This is a genomic window from Stutzerimonas stutzeri, from assembly GCF_000590475.1.
Classification (GTDB): Bacteria; Pseudomonadota; Gammaproteobacteria; order Pseudomonadales; family Pseudomonadaceae; genus Stutzerimonas; species Stutzerimonas stutzeri_D.
Genome location: NZ_CP007441.1, coordinates 1,810,544 through 1,827,711 on the forward strand (window position 1 = coordinate 1,810,544; position 17,168 = coordinate 1,827,711).

Genomic DNA, 17,168 nt, shown 5'->3' on the forward strand with positions numbered 1-17,168 from the left:
GGTTTGCATTCAGCGGTTGAAGCGCTCCACCAGCGAGTACTGCGATTGCGCCGTAGCCGCCAGGCCCTCAGAAAGCAGCGCCGAGCTCTGCGCGTCCCCCGACGTTTGATCGGCGAGGCGAGCGATATTGCTGACGTTGTGGCTGATCTCCTCGGCAACTGAGCTCTGCTGCTCGGTTGCCGAAGCGATTTGCGACGTCATGTCGATGATGCGCTCCACGGCCGTGCTGATACCAGAGAGCGCTTTGTCCGCGTCGATCACCCGTTCCACACCACGGTTCGCCTGTGCACGGCCTTGCTCCGTCGTCTCGACGGCCTGGCGCGCCTGCAACTGAAGTTTTTTGATCAGTTGATGGATCTGACCCGTGGCGGCAGCGGTACGCTGGGCCAATTGGCGGACCTCGTCGGCGACCACGGCGAAGCCGCGGCCGCTTTCCCCGGCGCGAGCCGCTTCGATGGCCGCGTTGAGCGCGAGCAGGTTGGTCTGGTCGGCGATGCTTTTGATCACATCGACCACGGTACCGATCTCGTCGCTGTTCTGTGCCAGGGCCGACACCGCATCGCCAGTTTCCGTCACGGCATGGGCCAGCAGTTCGATGGCTTTGCGGGTCTGGCCACTGATTTCCTGGCCGTGTGCAGCAAGCCGGTTGGCTTGCTCGGTGGCCTCTGCCGCCAGGGCCACGTTGCCAGCGACTTCCTGGGTCGTCGCGGCCATCTGGTTGATGGCCGTGGCGACCTGTTCGGTTTCGTGATGCTGGCGCGCGAGGCCATCCGAGCAGCTGTGCGCCAGTTCATCGGCCTGCTTGGCCTGCTGCTGGAGTTGCACGGCGCTGTCCTGCAGACGCGTCAGGCAGGTTTTCAGGCGCGCATGCTCGCTGAGCATTGCCATTTCCAGGCGGGCTTCAACGCCATGGCTGTCGGTGTACATCTGTGCGACCAAAGGATCGCTGGTAGATTGCTCGGCCAGGCGCACCAGGCGGTTCACCCCGCGCATCTGCCAGTGACGCCCGGCAAGGCCCAGTGGCACGGACAGCAGTGCGGCCAGCGCAAAGCCCCAGGCATGATCGAACCACGTGCCGATCATGAAGCCGATCTGGCTGATGACGATGAAGGGCAACCAGTTGATCGCAACGGGTAGCCACTTGTCGCGCTGCGGCACACCGCTTTTCCCCGCGTTAAGGCGTGCATAGAGCGCTTCGGCGCGCTGCACCTGCTCGCGGGTGGGCTTGGTACGCACTGACTCATAGCCGATAACGGTACGCTGCATGTCGAGCACCGGCGTTACGTACGCGTTGACCCAGTAATGGTCGCCGTTCTTGCGTCGATTCTTGACGATGCCCATCCAGGGCCTGCCGTCCTTGAGCGTGGCCCACATATGGGCGAACACAGCGGACGGCACATCCGGATGACGGATCAGGTTGTGTGGAGAGCCGATAATCTCGCTGCGCTCGAAACCGCTGACTTCGGCAAAGATGTCGTTGCAATAGCTGATCTTGCCTTTCAGATCGGTTGTGGAAATCAGCCGTTGCTGGTCAGGAAACGCATATTCGCGTTGGGTGATGGGCTGGTTGTTTCGCATTGGATACGCCTGATAGTTCGAGGTGGGGCTAGTGCGTGTCTTTCTTGTGGCGTGGTCGGCTGACCGATATTTTTTTTAACGGCAGGCCACTCGATTAATTGAGTGCGGGTCGACAGGTGGCCCGCTCGTAAAGCAAAACGCCCGCTGCAGCAGCGCTGCAGCGGGCGTTGTGGTGAGGACAGATGAGGGATTTCAGGCTGCGATCAACTGTCTCAACACGTAGTGCAGGATTCCGCCTGCCTTGAAGTATTGCACCTCGTTGAGCGTGTCGATGCGGCAGAGCACCTGGAAGTTCTCCCGTGAACCGTCCGCTCGCTGAATATCCACGGTCAGCAGTTGGCGGGGTTTGATATCAGCCCCCAAGCCACGAATCGAGAGCTGCTCATTGCCAGTCAGGCCCAACGACTGCCGGGTCTGATCGCCGACGAACTGTAGCGCCAGCACGCCCATACCGATCAGGTTGGATCGGTGGATGCGCTCGAAGCTCTCCGCAATCACTGCCTTGACGCCAAGAAGATTGGTGCCCTTGGCGGCCCAATCGCGACTTGAGCCGGTGCCATATTCCTTCCCGGCAACCACCACCAGCGGCACGCCTTCAGCTTGATAGCGCATCGCGGCATCGTAGATCGACATCCGCTCACCGCTGGGTTGATGAAGCGTATTGCCGCCTTCTTCGCCGCCCAGCATCTCGTTCTTGATACGGATGTTGGCGAACGTGCCCCGCATCATCACTTCGTGGTTGCCACGACGCGAGCCGTAGGAATTGAAGTCTTCCGGTTTCACGCCCAGTTGCTGCAGATACAGTCCGGCTGGCGAGCTGGCCTTGATATTGCCGGCCGGTGAGATGTGATCGGTGGTAATCGAGTCGCCAAAAAGCGCCAATACACGTGCATTTTCAACATCCGTCGGCGGTGCGGGCGGTTGGCCGATGTCTTCGAAGAACGGTGGGTTCTGCACGTAGCTGGAACTGTCGTTCCATGCGTAGGTGTCGCCTTCGGTGAAGGCAATGGATTGCCAATGTTCGTCACCGCTAAATACATCGGCATAGCGAGTGCGGAACATCTGACCATCGATCTTGCTGACGGCCTCGTTCACCTCCGCGCTGGTGGGCCAAATGTCCTTGAGATAGACCGGCTGATTCTGCTCGTCGTATCCCAGCGGTTCCTTGTCCATGTTGATACGTGTGGTGCCGGCCAGCGCGAACGCCACAACCAGAGGTGGCGAAGCCAGCCAGTTGGCTTTGACCATCGGATGCACGCGCCCTTCGAAGTTGCGGTTGCCAGACAACACCGAGGAGACGATCAAGTCGTTTTCGGTGATCGCCTGGCCGATCGCGTCGGGTAGCGGTCCGGAGTTACCGATGCAGGTGGTGCAGCCATAACCGACCAGATTGAAGCCGAGCTGGTCCAGATAGGTCGTCAGGCCGGCCCGCTCCAGATAGTCGGTGACCACCTTGGAGCCTGGCGCGAGCGATGATTTAACCCAGGGCGCGCGTTTCAAGCCGCGCTCGAGTGCCTTCTTGGCTACCAGACCAGCGGCCATCAAGACGTTCGGATTGGAGGTATTGGTGCATGAGGTGATCGCGGCGATCACCACCGCGCCGTGTTTTAGATCGAAGCTTTCGCCAGCGACAGGCACCGCGGTGTCTGCATGCTGGATTTTGCCGCTGGTTTCCAACAGAAGGTCGAAGCTGGCGCCGATGTCACCCAGTGAGACCCGATCCTGTGGCCGCTTCGGACCAGCAAGGGAGGGCTGTACCTGACCGAGATCGAGCTCCAGCGTCGCGGTGAATACCGGGTCCGGTGAGTTGCTATCTCGCCACATGCCCTGGGCCTTGCTGTATGCCTCGACCAGCGCGATGCGGTCCGGATCACGGCCTGTCAGGCGCAGGTAATCGATGGTGATCTGATCCACCGGAAAAAAGCCGCAGGTGGCCCCGTACTCGGGCGCCATATTGCCGATAGTGGCGCGATCGGCGAGCGGAAGGTGATCCAGACCCGGGCCGAAGAACTCGACGAATTTTCCCACTACACCGTGCTTGCGCAGTATCTGTGTGACGGTGAGCACCAGGTCGGTGGCCGTGACGCCTTCGTTGAGCTTGCCGGTCAGACGCATGCCGATAACTTCGGGTATCAGCATCGACACGGGTTGGCCGAGCATCGCCGCCTCCGCTTCGATACCGCCCACGCCCCAGCCCAGCACGCCGAGGCCGTTGATCATGGTGGTGTGCGAATCGGTGCCGACCAGGGTGTCCGGATAGGCGATGGTTTCGCCGTCTTCTTCTTTCGTCCAGACCACCTGACCGAGGTATTCGAGATTGACCTGGTGACAAATGCCGGTACCCGGCGGCACCACGCGGAAGTTGTCGAATGCTTGCTGGCCCCAGCGTAGGAACTCGTAGCGCTCCCCGTTGCGTTGCATTTCGAATTCGACATTCTGTTCGAACGAACTGTCGCTGCCGAATCGATCAACCATTACCGAATGGTCGATAACCAGATCCACGGGTGATAGCGGGTTGATGCGCTGGGGGTCGGCACCGGCACGCGACACCGCATCGCGCATGGCGGTCAGGTCGACCACTGCGGGAACGCCGGTGAAATCCTGCATGAGCACCCGCGCGGGGCGGTACTGAATCTCCCGTTCCGACGTATGCGTCTTCAGCCATACCGCCAGCGAGGTGAAGTCGTCGGCGCGTACCGTGACGTCATCTTCCCAGCGCAACAGGTTCTCCAGCAGCACTTTGAGAGAAGTCGGTAAGCGGCTGATGTCGCCGAGCTGCTTCGCCGCCTCGGGGAGGCTGTAGTAGTGATAGGTTTTGCCGTTTACATCGAGGCTTCGTCGGCAATTCAGGCTGTCCAGGGATGGCATTCGTCTCTCCTTGTGCCCGCACGGTCGGGCTGACTGAGTAGGGAGCGGTCTGTTGAAGCTAGCCCTTGGCGAATCATTTCGCCACGAACGGGCCGCCAGTCCAGTTGGCAATGGAATCCGGGCCAAGGCATCGAGTGATGTACACCTGACGATGCCGCATGCGGCTGCAATGATTCCGAGGTGACTGTTCACTGGACCGAGGCAGCAAGCCCCGGGTTCCCCAGTCGGCTATCATGCGCGGCTTTGGTCGCAGAGCGCTTCGACGCCCATGCACCTTCGCGCGACAACAGGGTTCGTACCATGAATACATTGCTGCTGCACTGCCGCCCAGGCTTCGAAAATGAAGTCTGCGCCGAGATCAGCGACCAGGCCGCCCGACTGAGCGTGGCCGGCTACGCCAAGGCGAAACCGAACAGCGCCTGCGCCGAGTTCATTTGCAGCGAGCCGGAACAAGCGCAGCGATTGATGCACGGCGTGCGCTTCGCCCGCTTGATCTTCGCTCGGCAATGGGCGCGCGGCGAGCATCTGACGCTGCCAGAGACCGACCGTATCGGCGTATTGCTCGAACAACTCAAGGCCTACCCGGTATGCGGCAGCGTCTGGCTCGAGGTGCTGGACACCAACGATGGCAAGGAACTGTCGAACTTCTGCCGCAAGTTCGAGGCCCCGTTACGCAAGGCGCTGACCAAGGCTGGACGGCTGGTCGAAGGTGGCTCGGGGCCGCGCTTGCTGCTGACCTTCAAAAGTGGCCGCGAGGTATTTCTCGGCATCGCTGAGGCCGACAACAGCGCCATGTGGCCGATGGGTATTCCTCGCCTGAAGTTCCCAAGGCAGGCGCCGAGCCGCTCAACGCTGAAGCTGGAAGAGGCCTGGCATCACTTCATTCCGCGCGAGCAGTGGGACGCGCGATTGGCACCCGGTATGACCGCGGTGGATCTGGGCGCATCGCCAGGCGGCTGGACCTGGCAGCTGGTCAACCGGGACATAGAAGTGATGGCTGTGGATAACGGGCCGATGAACCAGGAGTTGCTGGAATCCGGCCTGGTTGGGCATTACCGCGCCGACGGGTTCGCCTTCCGCCCGAAGCAGCCGGTGGACTGGATGGTCTGCGATATCGTCGAGAAGCCGGCAAAGAACGCTGCCTTGCTGGAAACCTGGATCGGCGAAGGTCTGTGCCGAGAGGCGGTGGTCAACCTCAAGTTGCCGATGAAACAACGCTACGCGGAGGTGAAGCGGCTGCTGGAACGCATCGCCGATGGGCTTGCCGAACGAGGGGTGAAAGCGAGCATTGGCTGCAAGCAGCTTTACCATGACCGCGAGGAAGTGACCTGCCATTTGCGTCGCCGGTGACGCGCCAGTGGGTGACCGCATGATCTGTCTGGGTGACAATGTCGTCCTGTTTTAGGAGCCTGTGATGACTCAATCTGCTGAACTGTCTGCCGACGCGGTGCTCGATGCCAGCGGCCTGAACTGTCCCGAGCCAGTGATGATGCTGCACAACAAGGTGCGCGGCCTCGGCGGCGGTGAACTGCTCAAGGTGATCGCAACCGATCCGTCCACCCAGCGCGATATCCCGAAGTTCTGCGTTTTCCTCGGTCACGAATTGGTGGAGCAACAGACCGAAGAGGGCACCTATCTCTACTGGATCCGCAAGAAGACCGACTGAGCGTGCTGCTCGGTCTGAAATGTTCCCAGGTTGCCGTTCGGTCAGACACAGGGCGGCAAGAACGCCAGCTGAAGCCCGACGAATACGGTTGCCAGCGCGGCGATGAAATGAATTCCCGACGCCACCTTGGTGACGAACACCTGCCGCTCGTCGAGTTCGTGCGGCTTGCGCGACAGCCTCCAGGATCGACGGCCCAACCAGAGCAGCAGCGCGACCACAATCAGGGTGAGCACGCCGAAACTGGCGTTCAGCCAGTTGAAGACGTCCTGGTCGGGATCCGGCGGCGCGATCGAGCAGATCACGGCCTGCGAGCCATACATGGCAGCGAACCAGAGGCTCCAGATGGTCAGCCCGAATGGGATCTGCATCGGATGGAAAATCGAGGTGCGGCGATACTTCATCAGGCACCTCCCACGGCCGACGGGAACAGAGCGATAGCCGCATAAGCGCTCCAGACTACCCCCAGGTTGTAGTACCAGAGTTGCTCGACCACCACGGGTTCGTAGGGCGCCTTCTCACCAACATAACCGTAATGCACCCGCAGCATCTGCAGCAGCGTGCAGATCGCCGCCAGGCCACAGTGGATCAGGCTGTAGGCGAGGATCACGAAGATCACGGCATCGTGGGCGGTTTCGGTGATTCGTAGATTGGCGCTCAGCAACACCCACAGCAGCATGGCGAACTGGACCACGCCGATCGCTGCAACCATGCCCAGATTGCTCTGCAACCGGGTGTTGTCGCCCCGGCGAAGTCGCGCCGGTATGACTCGCATCCACAGCGTCCCGATCGTCAGCACAATGGCGCTGGCCAGCATCAGCCAGACATTGAGATCGGATCGCTCCGGAACCTGCCATCCCGGCGAAACGGTCCACAGGTAGAACCAGCCGAACAGCAGCGACAGATACAGGGTGGCGTTGGCCAGCAAGGTGACGCCCATGCCCCACAATCCTGGACCGTCGAAGGTGCGTGAGTGTAGCGGTGGCTCGTCCGGCTGGGTGCGCGCATCCGGTGCGGCGGCCGGATGTGCGCCGTTTTCCCAGGACCAGCGAAAGAGCGCGATCAGCGTTGCGAAGGTGGCAATAAGCGCGACCCAGTAGAACTTGTTCAGCAGGCTAAGGCAGAGCACGGCGAGAAAAACCGAGGCCACGAACGGCCACCAGCTGTTGCCCGGCAGGTGAATGACTTCGCGCACCTCGCCGCTCAGCGGGTCCGAACCCCAGGTTTCGCGCCGACCGTGATCGATAGTGGTCAAGGCGTGCTCGGCGCGGGCGATGCTGTTTGGCAGATCCGGGTCCTTCCACAGCGGATGCCGGTCGGTGACATCCGGCAGGCTGACGAAGTTGTAGGGGCTTGGCGGCAGGCTGGTGGCCCATTCCAGCGTATCGGCTTTCCAGGGATTGGTTTTTGCCGGCTGACCGAAGCGGAAGTGCATAACGATATCCAGCAGGATGGTGCCGATGCCGATGGCCATGATGAAACTGCCGATCGACGAGATCAGGTTGGGTATGTCCCAGCCCAGCCCTGTGTCGTAGGTATAGACTCGGCGCGGCATGCCCAGCAGGCCGGTCCAGTGCATGATCAGGAAGGTGGTGTTGAAGCCGATGAACACCAGCCAGAAGCCCCAGCGGCCCAGACGCACCGAGGGCATGCGACCGGAAAAATGCGGTAGCCAGTAATACAGTCCGGCCATCAGCGGAAAGAACATCCCGCCCACCAGTACGTAATGCATATGCGCGACGACGAAGTGCGTGTCATGCACCTGCCAATCGAAGGGCACCAGGGCGACCATTACGCCGGTCAGGCCGCCACAGACGAAGACGATCAGAAAGCCGACCAGCCAGAGCATCGGCACGTGATAGACCGGTTTGCCCAGCCAGAGCGTGGCGATCCAGGCGAAAATCTGCACGCCTGTGGGTATCGCCACCAGCATGCTCGCCGCCGAGAAGAATCCCAGCGCCAGCGCGGGGATGCCCACCGTGAACATGTGGTGTACCCAAAGCCCGAAGCTGAGAAAACCGGTAGTCAGCACGCCGAGCACCACCCAGCGATACCCCACCAGCGGCCGTTGGCAGAACACGGGCAATAACGTCGAGACGATGCCGGCTCCGGGCAGGAAGATGATGTACACCTCGGGATGGCCGAACAGCCAGAACAGATGCTGCCAGAGCACCGGATCGCCGCCCTTGGCGGTATCGAAGAAGGGCAGGCCGGCGGCGCGCTCCAGTTCCAGCAGAATGCTGCCGAGGATCAGCGGCGGGAAGCCGAACACGATCATTAGCGCCATCACCAGGATGTACCACGCATAGAGCGGCATTTTGTGCAGCGCCATGCCGTTGGTGCGGGTGCGCAGGATCGATACCACCAGCTCGACGCCCGCACTCACAGCTGAAATCTCGACGAAGGTGATTCCCAACAGCCAGAAGTCAGAATTCACCCCCGGCATGTGTGCTGAGCTGGATAGCGGGGTGTACATGAACCAGCCCGCTTTGGGCGCTACGCCGAGAAACACGCTCGACAGCAGGATGATTCCGCCGAATAGATAACAGAAGTAACCGAGGGCCGACAGACGCGGGAAAATCAGGTCACGCGCCCCGATCATCTTTGGAATCAGATAAACCGCCAGCCCTTCCATCATCGGGACGGCAAACAGGAACATCATCACCGAGCCGTGCATGGTGAAAACCTGGTTGTAGACCTCCGGCTCCATCAATACATAGCCAGGCAGGGCAAGTTGCGTGCGGATCAGCATCGCCATCAGCCCGCCGATCAGGAAGAACACCGCACCCGTGACGAGGAAGCGCAAGCCGATGCTGGTGTGGTTGACGATGGTCAGCGCGCGCCATCCGCGCGGGTTGCCCCAGACTTCGTTGAACTGATCGTGAAGCTGATCAGGATCGGTGCAAGGGGCGTTGTCCCTGATGGTTGGATTCATGGGGCGAGCGTCTCCAGCCAGTCGGCGATCTGATCGAGTGTTTGCGGTGCGACGTCGTCGTGCGCGGGCATCCCATTGCCGAACTTGAGCGTCTTGTGTTCGCGTAGCCAGCGGCGCAGGCCTTCATGGTCGTTTTCAATCACCCCAGCGCCAAGGTTCGGCCGGGTGGCTAGGTCGGTGAGATCCGGAGCCCTATTGCCTGAGGAAACGCCAGCGACGCGGTGGCACTGACCGCAGCGTTCATCGAACACCTGACCGGCTTCCCCCGGCGCACGTTGCGTAATGCTGAGGTTCTCACGCTCGTTGACCCACTCAGCGAAGCCTGCCTCGTCCAGCGCCTCGACATGCAGCTTCATATGCGCATGTTGCAGACCGCAGAACTCAGAGCACTGGCCGTGAAAGATTCCCGTATGGCCGGCCTGCAGGCGGATCACATTGGTGCGGCCTGGCAGCATGTCCATTTTCCCGCCAAGCCGCGGAATCCAGAACGAATGAATGACATCGGCGCTGGTGACATTCACATCGATCAACCGGCCGGCTGGAATGATCAACTGATTGGCAGTGGTCACGCCGCTGTCCGGGTAATGAACTTCCCACCACCACTGATGGCCGGTGACCTCGACTTTCAACGGCTGCTCACCGTCCACCGGCAATGGCATCATGCTGCGCCCGGTAGGAATGCCGAAGATCAGCAGGACAACGATGCTCAGACTTGGCAGTACGATGCCGCCGCCGATTACCCAGCGGCGATTGATCTTGAGTGCCTGCTCTTTGCTGGTTTCACGTGGCTTGCGTGCCAGCGCGTAGATCCACAATGCGCTTACGGCGACCAGCACCAGCGTGGCGAAGGCGAACATTCCCCACCAGACGTTCGCCACCTGGCGCGCCATGTGGCTGGCTGGATTGAGTGACGACAGCGGACCGCCACACGCGGCCAATAAAGGAACTGCCAGCGCCAAAGTGGTCCATTTCATTAGGCTGCCGGCTCGTTTGGCGCGGTCGCCGATCCCCACGAAATGCTGCCGGAGCGCTGAATGGCCCGTTACAGAGACTCCATCCACAGCCGTGCTGCGATAGCCGGCCACCCGCTGCACCCGATGCTGATTCATTTCCCTGTCGCCGCATTGATCGGCTTGCTGCCGGTGGATCTCGCCCACCTCTGGACGCTGGATGGTTTCTGGTGGCGTGCCGGTTTGTGGCTGTCCGGTGTGGGCGCGCTGGGTGGCTGGATCGCCAGCATCTTCGGTCTGATCGATCTGGTAACGGTGCGCGAGATCCGCCACAAAATCACCGCCTGGTGTCATGCCATCCTCGCGGTGATGATGCTGTCGCTGGCTTCGCTGAACTGGCTGCTGCGCTACCAGAACGATGCGCAGAGCATGCAGTTGTGGGCGCTGTACCTGTCTGGCATCACGGCCGTACTCATATCCCTCGCCGCTTATCTCGGTGGACGACTGGTCTACGAACACGCCGTCGGAGTCGATCTGGAGAAGGTCTGAGCTGATAACGGCACGGTGTTGGGATCGTTCGGTCATGGGCTTATTCGAATTGATCGAGCGGTTCGGGGCACGGGCTAGAAGGGCTTTGCCAGCACCAACCAAAGCGTCGCGGTTATGAAGGTCGCGGCGACCGCACCGAGAAATCGACAGCGAACGCTCACGCTTTGCTCCGGTGCACGCTCGATGTGCAGTACCAGCACACCGCAGAGCGCATGGCAGAGCACCATCCCCGCGACAGTGCTGAGCTTGACGATCAACCATCCAGCAACAAGCGCTTCGCTCAGGAACAGCGCAGTGCCTGATGCAATTGCAATCAGGGCGGCAGGCGTGCCGATCAGGTTGAAGACCATGCGCGTCAGATGCGCATGGTCACGGTAGAAGAGTGGTTCGCTGCGTCGAGTGCCTGCTGCGATCAGCGCCGGCAGATAAAGCAGGGTGCCGCACCAGCACAGCAGGCCCGCAAAGTGCACCAATTTGAGCAAGGGCATTCATGTCTCCATCCAGCCCGCGGCAAGTCAGAGGTTGTGACAACCTCGTACTGGGGCGGTTCGGATCGAGTGCCGGGATTGGGGTCAGCGCGATTGTCGCTGAGTCACAGCGGTCCAGTCGGCCTATTGATCTGGTGTAGCTTGAGGTTCTTCGCTGTCACGCGCCTTTGGCCTGAACAGCTGGCTGCCGCAGCGGCTACAAAAGGCCGCGTTGGCTTCGTGGCTGAGCTTTTCGCAAGTTGGGCATCGATGCTGCAGGCTGTCTGCCCGCATCGCTGTAGCCAGTTCGGCTGTGAAGATTCCGGTGGGTACGGCAATGATCGAATAACCCGTGATCATCACCATGCTCGCCACTGCCTTGCCGAGTGGCGTATGGGGCACGATGTCACCAAACCCGACGGTGGTAATGGTTACGATTGCCCAATAGATGCTCATCGGAATGCTGGTGAAGCCTCTCGATGGACCCTCGATCACATACATCAAGGTGCCAAACACCAGGACCATGGTGGTGACACTGAGCAGAAAGACCACGATTTTCTGTTTGCTGCCGCGAAGAGCGACCATCAAAAAGTTGGCCTGGCTCAGGTAGTGAGTCAGCTTTAATACGCGAAACACTCTAAGCATGCGGATGGCGCGCACCACCAACAGATATTCGGCGTCTGGATATAGCAGCGCAATAAAGGCAGGCACCACCGACAGGACATCGATCGCGCCGTAGAAGCTGAATACGTACTTGCGTGGCTCTGGATGGCAGTAAATGCGCACCAGATACTCGATCAGAAAGATGCCTGTAAACAACCACTCGAGCCCGTCCAGCAGAACACCGTACCGATCACTGTAAACAGCCACGCTGTCGAGCATCACGACTATGAGACTGGCAAAGATGAATACCAGTAACCAGGTGTCGAAGCGTTTACCTGCTGGCGTATTGGTAAAGAAAATGATGACGTAGAGGCGCTCGCGCCAGCCCATCGATCTGAGGGCGTCGTTGTCCATGTGCGTAAGCTCCCGGCAAATCGGTGAAAGTGAAATTATCCTTGTGTTCGAACCGCAGTAGCAAAACATCGTTGCGGACGCGGTGCAAAAAACCAGGACGATCTCTTCAGCGGGATTTGTGACGCCGCTCCGGTAGAAACCATTCAGCTTCATACCTTTGCCTCGTGTCACGTTCCGGAATAGTCTTAGGGGGCGCGCATCAAGCCTTGGAGAGCGACATGCCAGAATCTCAGTTGGTCGATCCGTTCGGCCGACGCATCACCTACCTCAGACTGTCGGTTACTGACCGCTGCGATTTTCGCTGCACCTATTGCATGAGCGAAGACATGGTCTTCGCTCCGCGCGCGCAAATCCTCACATTGGAAGAGCTCTACGCCGTGGCCGATGCGTTCATTAGCCTGGGCGTCAAACGTATTCGTGTAACCGGCGGTGAACCGCTGGTACGCAAAGGCTTGCCGAGCTTGCTGGAGCGTCTGGGCGCCCGTGAAGAGCTGGAAGATCTAGCCATCACCACTAACGGCTCGCAACTGCCAGTACTCGCGACAGCACTGCGCGAGGCAGGTGTCAGACGTCTCAATATCAGTCTCGATTCGCTCAAGCGCGAGCGGTTTGCCGAGCTGACCCGCCGTGACATGCTTCATCAGGTCATCGAAGGCATCGATGCAGCGCGCAGTGCAGGTTTCCGCAGGATCAAGCTCAACAGTGTGATTCAGAAAGGCAGGAACGATGACGAGGTGTTGGATCTGGTGAATTTCGCCGTCGACCGCGGACTGGACATCAGCTTCATCGAGGAAATGCCGCTCGGAAACATCTCCAGCCATGAGCGTGAAATCACCTTCTGTTCCAGTGAGGAGGTACGTGAGCGCATCGAGCTAGGGCATCAGCTGATCCGCAGCAGCCATACCACCGGAGGCCCGTCGCGTTATTGGCAGGTTGCCGGTAGCGAAACCCAAGTCGGCTTCATTTCGCCGCACAGCAACAATTTTTGCGGAAGCTGCAACCGAGTGCGTGTCACGGCTGAAGGCAAGCTGGTGCTATGCCTGGGACACGAGGGCGCGCTCGATCTCAAGACCCTGATGCGTCGCTATCCGGGCGACAGCGAGCGACTGCGCCAGGCGCTGGTCGACGCGCTGCAGCTCAAGCCGGAGAAGCATGAATTCCGTACTGACGAGCAGGTTCAAGTGGTGCGCTTCATGAGCATGACGGGCGGCTGAAGCGAGCCGCAGATGAAATTCTTACGAAAAAGCTAGAGCCAACCAGCGTTCGGTTTCAGCAATAGGCTGGGCCGTGCGGCGTTCCGCTTCAATCCACCTGAACATAACTTGGGCCACACCGAAGCAGTGGCGAAGCGCCTCGGTTATCGCTGTCGGTGGGCTGAAGCCCACACTAGACATCGCATCCTCTCGGCCAACCCATGTTCGCATCGATTCTCGATTGCTTGAAGCACTGCGCATCTATGCTCCGCGATGGCGGCAAAACAGCGTGATAAACTCCGCCGTTTTGCACGGCAACCACTCGATGCCAGGAATCACGATGTTCACGGCGACTTTGCTTGCTCCTCACGCTGACTGCCACGGATAGGCCCGCATGCGTCTGAAAAGCATCAAGCTCGCCGGCTTCAAATCCTTCGTCGATCCGACAACGGTCAGCTTCCCGAGCAATATGGCGGCCGTCGTCGGGCCCAACGGCTGCGGCAAGTCCAACATTATCGACGCCGTGCGCTGGGTGATGGGCGAGAGCTCTGCGAAGAACCTGCGCGGCGAGTCGATGACCGACGTCATCTTCAACGGCTCCAACACCCGCAAGCCGGTGACCCAGGCCAGCATCGAGCTGATCTTCGACAATTCCGATGGCACCCTGACGGGCGAATACGCGGCGTTCGCCGAGATATCCATTCGCCGCCGGGTCACGCGCGACGCGCAGAACACCTATTTTCTCAATGGCGTGAAGTGCCGCCGCCGCGATATCACCGACATCTTTCTCGGCACCGGTCTGGGCCCGCGCAGCTATTCGATCATCGAACAGGGCATGATTTCCAAACTGATCGAGGCCAAGCCGGAGGATTTGCGCAATTTCATCGAGGAGGCGGCGGGCATCTCCAAGTACAAGGAGCGTCGTCGCGAAACTGAAAACCGCATTCGCCGCACCCACGAAAACCTTGCGCGACTGACCGATTTGCGCGAAGAGCTTGAACGCCAGCTCGAGCGCCTGCACCGCCAGGCCCAGTCGGCGGAGAAATATCAGGAATACAAGGCCGAGGAGCGCCAGCTTAAGGCGCAACTGTCAGCCTTGCGCTGGCAAGCGCTGAATGATCAGGTCGGCCAGCGCGAGCAGGTCATCGGCGATCAGGAGGTCGGTTTCGAGGCGCTGGTCGCCGAGCAGCGCAATGCGGACGCCAGTATCGAGCGCCTGCGCGACGGCCATCATGAACTCTCCGAGCGGTTCAACTTAATCCAAGGGCGCTTCTACTCGGTCGGCGGCGACATCGCACGGGTCGAACAAAGCATCCAGCACGGCCAGCAGCGTTTGCGCCAGTTACAGGACGATCTGCGTGAAGCGGAACAGGCGCGGCTGGAGACCGAATCGCACCTGGGCCATGACCGCACCTTGCTCGCCACCCTCGGCGAGGAGCTGGCAATGCTCGAGCCGGAACAGGACATCGCAGATGCCGCCGCGGAGGAAGCCTCCGCGCAACTCGAGGAGGCGGAAGCCACCATGCAGCGCTGGCAGGAGCAGTGGGAGCGCTTCAACCAGCAGAGCGCCGAGCCACGTCGCGCGTCGGAGGTGCAGCAGTCGCGCATCCAGCAACTGGAGCAGAGCCTTGAGCGATTGCTTGAGCGCCAACGTCGCCTGGACGACGAGCGCACCTCACTCGCCGGTGATCCGGAAGATGCCGCGGTGGCCGAGATGAGCGAATTGCTGGCCGTTGGCGAATTGAATCTTGAAGAGCTATCGGCCGCACAGGAAGAGGCCGATCAGCAGCTCGAGCAGCTACGCGAGCAGATACGGCAGGTTACGCAGGCCGAGCAGCAGGCGCAGGGCGAACTCCAACGGCTGAATGGTCGCATTGCGTCGCTGGAAGCCTTGCAACAGGCTGCGATGGACCCAGGCAAGGGCGTGTCGGAGTGGTTGCAGGAACGAGGCCTCGATCAGGAGCCGCGTCTCGCCGAAGGGCTTCGCGTCGAGCCGGGTTGGGAGTTGGCGGTCGAAACCGTACTGGGCGCGGACCTGCAGGCGGTGCTGCTGGATTCGTTCGACGACCTTGATATGAGCAGCTTCGGGCTGGGTGAACTGCGCCTGGCCAGTCCATCTCCAGCAGGCGGAGCGGTCAATGGCAGCTTGCTGGACAAGGTGGAATCAGCCGTCGACCTTTCTCCCTGGCTAGGACGAGTACGGCCGGTTGAGGATCTTGAGCAGGCGCTGGCGCAGCGTGGTTCGCTGGCCGCTGACGCAAGCCTCATCAGCCGTGACGGTTACTGGGTGGGCCGACACTTTCTGAGGGTCCGGCGGGCCGGGGAGGCCGAGTCCGGGTTATTGGCACGTGGCCAGGAGCTTGAAAGGCTCCAGGCCGAACGTGATGAACGCGAGGCAAGTCTGGACGTACTGGGCGACCAGCTCGGGCGGCTTCGCGAGGCGCAGCGCGAAAAGGAAGATCGACGCGAGCAGCTGCGCCGTGATCATCAGGATCTGTCCCGTCAGCAGGGTGAGCTGAATGCCCGCCTATCCGCCAGTCAAGCCAAGCTGGAACAGCTGAGCTTGCGCCGTCGTCGCCTGGAGGAAGAGCTGTTCGAGTTGTCCGAGCAGCGCGCCTTGGAAACCGAACAGCTGGGCGAAGCTCGGTTGCATCTGCAGGATGCACTCGACGCAATGGCGCTTGATACCGAGCAGCGCGAGACGTTGCTGGCGAGTCGCGACGGCACTCGCGAACAGCTCGATCGCATCCGACAGGAGGCCCGCCAGCAAAAGGATCATGTGCACCAACTGGCTGTTCGAGTGGGATCGCTGAAAGCACAATCCGATTCGACTCGCCAGGCACTGGAGCGCCTCGAACAGCAGTTCGAACGTGTCGTGGAGCGGCGCGAGCAGCTCAACCTGAATCTGGAGGAGGGCGAGGCGCCACTCGAAGAACTGCGCATGAAGCTCGAAGAGCTGCTGGAGCGGCGCATGGGAGTGGAAGAGGAGCTCAAACTGGCGCGCTTGGCGCTCGAAGATGCCGATCGTGACCTGCGCGATGCCGAAAAACGTCGGACTCAAGCCGAGCAACAGGCGCAGCTGTTACGCGGCCAGCTCGAGCAGCAGCGGATGGAATGGCAAGCGCTCAACGTCCGACGCAAGGCATTGCAAGATCAGCTGTATGAAGACGGCTTCGATTTGCACGGTGTACTCGCGACGCTACCTGCCGGGGCTAACGAATCGGAATGGGAGGCTGAACTGGAACGTCTAGGTGGACGTATTCAGCGTCTGGGCCCGATTAACCTTGCAGCGATCGATGAGTATCAGCAGCAGTCGGAACGCAAACGTTATCTCGATGCACAGAACGACGACCTTACCGAGGCACTGGATACGTTGGAAAACGTCATCCGCAAGATCGACAAGGAAACCCGTAATCGTTTCAAAGAGACGTTTGATCAGATCAATGGCGGCCTGCAGGCGCTTTTCCCTAAGGTTTTCGGCGGTGGCAACGCTTATCTGGAACTTACCGGAGAAGATTTACTCGATACCGGGGTGGCGATCATGGCGCGTCCGCCGGGCAAGAAAAACAGCACCATCCACCTGCTATCGGGTGGGGAAAAGGCTCTGACCGCTCTGGCATTGGTGTTTGCGATCTTCCAGCTCAATCCGGCACCGTTCTGCATGCTCGATGAGGTGGATGCGCCATTGGACGACGCCAACGTTGGGCGCTATGCGCGTCTGGTCAAGGAAATGTCGGAGAAGGTGCAGTTCATCTACATCACGCATAACAAGATCGCGATGGAAATGGCCGACCAGCTAATGGGGGTGACCATGCACGAGCCGGGTTGCTCGAGGCTGGTAGCGGTCGACGTGGAGCAGGCGGTGGCGCTCGTGGAGGCTTGAGTCGTGCTCGTTTCCAAGGAACATCAAGAGTATGCGGAGACCAATAAAAGAGCCGTGCTGGGCGG

12 protein-coding genes are annotated in these 17,168 nt (G+C 60.4%); 5 read left to right on the plus strand and 7 right to left on the minus strand.

What is annotated here, in order from left to right; genetic code table 11:
- Window positions 1-9: 9 nt before the first annotated feature.
- Together CH92_RS08495 and acnA are read right to left on the minus strand one after the other, a co-directional pair.
- Window positions 10-1,578, minus strand: a complete 1,569-nt coding sequence (locus tag CH92_RS08495) for a methyl-accepting chemotaxis protein (protein ID WP_025241348.1) — start codon at window positions 1,576-1,578, stop codon at window positions 10-12.
- A 192-nt stretch (window positions 1,579-1,770) separates the two neighbouring features.
- Window positions 1,771-4,446 carry an aconitate hydratase AcnA gene (gene acnA / locus CH92_RS08500; RefSeq protein WP_025241349.1) on the minus strand — a complete coding sequence of 892 codons (2,676 nt, stop codon included), beginning with the start codon at window positions 4,444-4,446 and terminating at the stop codon, window positions 1,771-1,773.
- Between the two features lie 300 nt (window positions 4,447-4,746).
- Here acnA and rlmM point away from each other — a divergent pair, with 300 nt between their 5' ends.
- Together rlmM and tusA are read left to right on the plus strand one after the other, a co-directional pair.
- Window positions 4,747-5,796 (plus strand): 23S rRNA (cytidine(2498)-2'-O)-methyltransferase RlmM, encoded by a 1,050-nt coding sequence (rlmM, locus tag CH92_RS08505; protein WP_025241350.1) that lies wholly within the window; start codon window positions 4,747-4,749, stop codon window positions 5,794-5,796.
- 64 nt (window positions 5,797-5,860) lie between these two features.
- Window positions 5,861-6,112, plus strand: a complete 252-nt coding sequence (tusA, locus tag CH92_RS08510) for a sulfurtransferase TusA (RefSeq protein WP_025241351.1) — start codon at window positions 5,861-5,863, stop codon at window positions 6,110-6,112.
- A 41-nt stretch (window positions 6,113-6,153) separates the two neighbouring features.
- Here tusA and CH92_RS08515 read toward each other — a convergent pair whose 3' ends face one another.
- Genes CH92_RS08515 through coxB form a run of 3 tightly spaced genes read right to left on the minus strand, consistent with a single transcriptional unit; the run spans window position 6,154 to window position 9,934 of the window.
- Complete coding sequence (locus CH92_RS08515; protein WP_025241352.1) at window positions 6,154-6,513, minus strand: hypothetical protein; 360 nt, start codon at window positions 6,511-6,513, stop codon at window positions 6,154-6,156.
- Window positions 6,513-9,044, minus strand: coding sequence for a cytochrome c oxidase subunit I (ctaD, locus tag CH92_RS08520; protein ID WP_025241353.1), 2,532 nt, complete (start codon window positions 9,042-9,044; stop codon window positions 6,513-6,515). Before ctaD ends, CH92_RS08515 begins: the two co-directional genes overlap by 1 nt.
- On the minus strand, window positions 9,041-9,934 hold the full coding sequence (coxB, locus tag CH92_RS08525) for a cytochrome c oxidase subunit II (protein WP_025241354.1): 894 nt from the start codon (window positions 9,932-9,934) through the stop codon (window positions 9,041-9,043). Before coxB ends, ctaD begins: the two co-directional genes overlap by 4 nt.
- Window positions 9,935-10,078: 144 nt before the next feature.
- On the opposite strand from coxB, the gene CH92_RS08530 reads away from it, so the two are divergent.
- Window positions 10,079-10,543, plus strand: coding sequence for a DUF2231 domain-containing protein (locus CH92_RS08530; RefSeq protein ID WP_025241355.1), 465 nt, complete (start codon window positions 10,079-10,081; stop codon window positions 10,541-10,543).
- 74 nt (window positions 10,544-10,617) lie between these two features.
- Here the strand turns inward: CH92_RS08530 and CH92_RS08535 are convergent, their stop codons facing one another.
- Both CH92_RS08535 and CH92_RS08540 read right to left on the minus strand, forming a co-directional pair.
- Window positions 10,618-11,031: a CopD family protein gene (locus CH92_RS08535; RefSeq protein WP_025241356.1), complete on the minus strand. Its 414-nt coding sequence runs from the start codon at window positions 11,029-11,031 to the stop codon at window positions 10,618-10,620.
- A 123-nt stretch (window positions 11,032-11,154) separates the two neighbouring features.
- Window positions 11,155-12,027: an ion transporter gene (locus CH92_RS08540; protein ID WP_025241357.1), complete on the minus strand. Its 873-nt coding sequence runs from the start codon at window positions 12,025-12,027 to the stop codon at window positions 11,155-11,157.
- 218 nt (window positions 12,028-12,245) lie between these two features.
- Between CH92_RS08540 and moaA the strand changes: the two genes are divergently transcribed.
- Both moaA and smc read left to right on the plus strand, forming a co-directional pair.
- The gene (gene moaA, locus CH92_RS08545) at window positions 12,246-13,241 is read left to right on the plus strand and encodes a GTP 3',8-cyclase MoaA (RefSeq protein ID WP_025241358.1); all 996 of its coding nucleotides are present in this window, start codon (window positions 12,246-12,248) and stop codon (window positions 13,239-13,241) included.
- A gap of 373 nt (window positions 13,242-13,614) precedes the next feature.
- Window positions 13,615-17,103: a chromosome segregation protein SMC gene (gene smc, locus CH92_RS08550; protein WP_025241359.1), complete on the plus strand. Its 3,489-nt coding sequence runs from the start codon at window positions 13,615-13,617 to the stop codon at window positions 17,101-17,103.
- The last annotated feature ends 65 nt before the right edge of the window (window positions 17,104-17,168 follow it).